The organism is Klenkia sp. PcliD-1-E (assembly GCF_024124375.1).
In the GTDB taxonomy this organism is placed as follows: domain Bacteria; phylum Actinomycetota; class Actinomycetes; order Mycobacteriales; family Geodermatophilaceae; genus Klenkia.
Genome location: NZ_JAMXRZ010000201.1, coordinates 1 through 3,953, shown reverse-complemented (window position 1 = coordinate 3,953; position 3,953 = coordinate 1). Strand labels below are relative to the sequence as shown.

General features: G+C 75.7%; 4 protein-coding genes. 1 reads left to right on the top strand and 3 read right to left on the bottom strand.

Features of this window, described 5'->3' with window-relative positions; translation table 11 throughout:
- From NH342_RS22245 to NH342_RS22235, 3 genes are all read right to left on the bottom strand, one after another.
- The coding region (locus NH342_RS22245) for a hypothetical protein (RefSeq protein ID WP_253018439.1) at positions 1-1,955 on the bottom strand (1,955 nt) is incomplete at its 3' end.
- A gap of 87 nt (positions 1,956-2,042) precedes the next feature.
- Complete coding sequence (locus NH342_RS22240; RefSeq protein ID WP_253018438.1) at positions 2,043-2,417, bottom strand: hypothetical protein; 375 nt, start codon at positions 2,415-2,417, stop codon at positions 2,043-2,045.
- A 2-nt stretch (positions 2,418-2,419) separates the two neighbouring features.
- Positions 2,420-2,818, bottom strand: a complete 399-nt coding sequence (locus tag NH342_RS22235) for a YbaB/EbfC family nucleoid-associated protein (protein ID WP_253018434.1) — start codon at positions 2,816-2,818, stop codon at positions 2,420-2,422.
- Positions 2,819-2,952: 134 nt separating this feature from the next.
- On the opposite strand from NH342_RS22235, the gene NH342_RS22230 reads away from it, so the two are divergent.
- A partial coding sequence (locus NH342_RS22230; protein WP_253018432.1) for a S8 family serine peptidase occupies positions 2,953-3,953 on the top strand: 1,001 nt, incomplete at its 3' end.

The window sequence follows — 3,953 nt, the reverse complement described above, 5'->3', positions numbered from 1 at the left end:
GTCGCCGTGCCCTGCTGGGTGGTCGACGTCGACTGATTGCCCGACGACTGCGACGTCGTGCCCTGCTGAGACGTCGTGCCCTGCTGCGACGTCGTCCCCTGCTGGGTCGCCGTGCCCTGCTGGGTGGTCGACGTCGACTGATTGCCCGACGACTGCGACGTCGTGCCCTGCTGAGACGTCGTGCCCTGCTGCGACGTCGTCCCCTGCTGGGTCGCCGTGCCCTGCTGGGTGGCCGTGCCCTGCTGGGTCGCCGTGCCCTGCTGGGTGGTCGACGTCGACTGATTGCCCGACGACTGCGACGTCGTGCCCTGCTGAGACGCCGTCCCCTGCTGCGACGTCGTCCCCTGCTGGGTCGCCGTGCCCTGCTGGGTGGCCGTGCCCTGCTGGCTGCTCGCACCCTGCTGAGTGGCCGTGCCCTGCTGGGTGGTCGACGCCGACTGGTTGCCCGACGACGGCGACGTCGTCCCCTGCTGGCCCGCCGTGCCCTGCTGGGTGGTCGTGCCCTGCTGACTGCTCGCACCCTGCTGAGTGGTCGCGCCCTGCTGGGTGGTCGACGCCGACTGGTTGCCCGACGACGGCGACGGCGTGCCCTGCTGAGACGCTGTCCCTTGCTGGGTGGTCGACGCCGACTGGTTGCCCGACGACGGCGACGGCGTCCCCTGCTGGCCCGCCGTGCCCTGCGCACCCGGTGCGGCGCTGCCGGGGGAACTCGAGGTCCCCGGGGTGGTCGCGGCGGTCGACGCGGTGGAGGAGGCGGCCGCGGCGTCCATCCGGCCCTGGGCGAGGTCGGCGCGGGCGACGGCGGCCGCGCCCTGGTTGACCACCGCGTTGCTGAGCGTGGTGGTCGGCCGGGTGACCGCGGAGATGACCTCGACGCTGGTCGGGCTGATGGTGCCTGCCCGACCGGCGCCGCCCAGCGCCGCACCCAGCGCGCTCTCCGCCGTCGGCCAGGACCACTGCCCGTTGACCAGGCCGTTGGTCACGGTGCTCGCGACGGGCGAGGTGATGACGTTGTTGGCCGCGGCGTTGGCGGCGTTGGACGGCCACCGCCGGACGGCGTTGCCCAGCCCGGGCAGGTCGCCCACCGCGTCGCGGCCCATCCGGTTCAGCGGCAGGTTCCGCCCGGCCCGGCCGAGCAGCGGGCCGACCACCCCGCCCCCGAGCGCCCCGCCGAAGGCACCGCCGGCGGCCGCGGTCGCCGTGCTGTTCCAGTCCCAGCCGTCGCGGTCGCCGTTGGCCATCTGGATGCCCTGGGTGACCGTGTCGATGAGCACCTCCTCGAGGGTCTCCTCGACGACCTCCCGGCCGACGTGCTGCACCACGTGGTTGCTCAGCACCCGGCCCAGCGCGTTCTTCGCGACCGTCTCGGCGACCTCGGTGGTCACCTCGCGGGCCACCGCCCGGGTGACGGCCTTGGTGGCGAACTGGCGGGCCACCGCCGCCGCGATCTTCTGGATGATCTGCCCGATCGCGGTCCGGGCCGTCGCCGCGATCGGCCCGAGCAGCCCCCCGGTCGCCCCACCGGTGAAGAACATCGCGATGAGGGCGATGAACGCGGCGATCACCGCCACCCAGAAGGCGACGTTGATCGAGATCTTCCCGTACTGCGTCTCGCGCGCGAACCCGTCGGTCTGGCGCTGCATGCTGGTGGCGTTCTCGATGAGCGCCGGCAACCCCGACTGCGGCGAGGCGACGAGCTGGGTGGCCAGGTCCTGGAAGACGTCGGCGGCCGGTGCGCTCCAGCCCGCCATCAGGTTCCCGGTGGCGTCGGTCAGCCCGCTGGAGGCATCGGCCAGTTCCTGGGCGAGCGCGCCCCACTCCTCGCTGATCGCCCACACGGCGCTCTCGCTGCCCTCGGGCCAGCTCTGCCCCGAGACGATCATCGACACCAGGTCCACGAACCAGTCGGGCTGGTCCCCGACCTCCCAGGCAGGGGTGACGTCGCCGGAGCTCACGTCACCCCCCGCACCTGGTCAGCTGGACACCGCGCCACCGGGGCGCCCGGGCACTCTCCCACGTCGCCGCGTCCCCGCGGCGTCCGCTCAGCTGCCCGGCGTCCCCGCGCCCGAGACCTGGCCCTCGACCGGCGCGACCTCGGCGGCCTGCTCGGCGTCGGAGGCCAGCGACCGGGCGACCGCGGTCCGGGCGCCGCGGCCCTGCTCGCCGATCCGGCCGGAGACCTCCCGGATGGCGTCCGCGACCGCCCGGGAGCTCTCCGGGTACTTGCCCTGGCCCTCGAAGTTCTGCCCCCCGGAGTCGCTGCCCCAGGGCTTGCCGGCCTCCAACCCCTGGATGGCGGCGAGCCGGTCGGCGACCGAGCGGCTCAGGCTGCTCTCGGCGGCGTCCCACGCCGACAGGCCCTTCTCGGCCTGGGCGGGGTCGATCGAGACGCTGTTGCCGCTGTTCGTCGTGGCCATGGTCAGGCTCCTCGGGTCCGTCGGTCGATGTCGCCGATGATCGTGTCCAGGTCGCCGTCGAGCGTGGCCCGCATCTGCTCGGGCGGCACGATGACCGAGAACGTGTCGACCACCGCCTCCCGCGCGGCGGCGACCGCCTTCTGCACCGTCTCGGTGATGGTGTCGGCCAGCTCCCGGGAGTCGGGGCGTCGGTAGATGCGCGGGTCCAGGTCGAGCCGGACGAGGTCGCCCCGCGGCCCCACCGTCACGGTGACCAGGCCGTCGCGGGACTTCTCCGTCACCTGCACCGCCTTGGCCCGGGCCATCACCGCCGGCGCCTCGGTCACCATCGTCTCGAACTGCCGCTGCAGCTGCTCGGCGTAGGCGCGCAGAGCCGTGGTGTCGGGCGTCGTGGGCTCCACCGGACCTCCTCGACGGGTGCGGGCACCAGCGGCCGGCGGGCCCGGCACCTGGACGGGACGTGCTCCGACGATACTGGCCCCGCCGGTTCCCGCACCCCGCGGCGGACCGGCCGCGACCACGGGGAGGGACACGCGTGCGGCGACGACCTGCCCGCTGGCCGGCCGCCGTCACCGTGCTGGCCCTCGCGGCAGCCCCGGCCCTGGTCGCCACCGCCTCCCCCGCCGCCGCGGCGCAGGTGTGCGACTCCGCCCCCCCGGCGTCGGCCGTCATCCAGGACGTGCCCTGGCCGCAGGTGCGCTACGACCCCCCGGCCCAGATCTGGCCGTTCGGCACCGGCGCCGGGGTGACCGTCGCGGTGCTGGACACCGGCGTCTCGGCCGCCCACCCCCAGCTCGCGGGCGCCGTGCTGCCCGGCGCCGACCTGGTGCGGTCGGGCCCGGCCGACGTCGACTGCACCACCCACGGCACCGCCCTGGCCAGCCTGGTGGCCGCGCGTCAGCAGAGCGGCATCGGCCTGCGCGGGCTCGCCCCCGACAGCACGGTCCTGCCCGTCCAGGTGACCGACCAGCCGGCGACCGACCCGGACGCCGACCCGGTCGACCCCGCGCGGCTCGCCGCGGGCATCGACGCCGCCGTCGCGTCCGGGGCGCAGGTCGTGCTGGTCGGCGCGGTGGTCTACGGCGACGCCCCCGCGCTGGCCGCCGCGGTGTCGAACGCCCTGGCGGCCGGTGCCGTGGTGGTCGCCCCGGTGGGCGACGGCCACGACGAGGAGACCGGGAACGTCCCCGACCCGGCGTCGCTGACCCCCTACCCCGCCGCCTACGACGGCGTCGTCGGCGTGGGCGCGGTCGACCGCGACGGCATGCGCACCCGCGGCTCGCAGATCGGCGGCTACGTCGACCTCGTCGCACCCGGCGGCGACGTGGTGGCCGCGGGGTCCACGGCCCAGGCGGTCTACAGCGGCACCGCCTTCGCCGCGGCGTTCGTCGCGGCGACCGCCGCGGTCCTGCTCAGCGCGCCCGACGTGGCCCTGCCGCCCGGCGCCGACCGCAGTGCGGCCGTGGGCGCCCAGCTGGCCGGGACGGCGACCCCCGCCGCCGGGGTGCTCGGGTACGGCGCCGGGGAGCTGTCCCC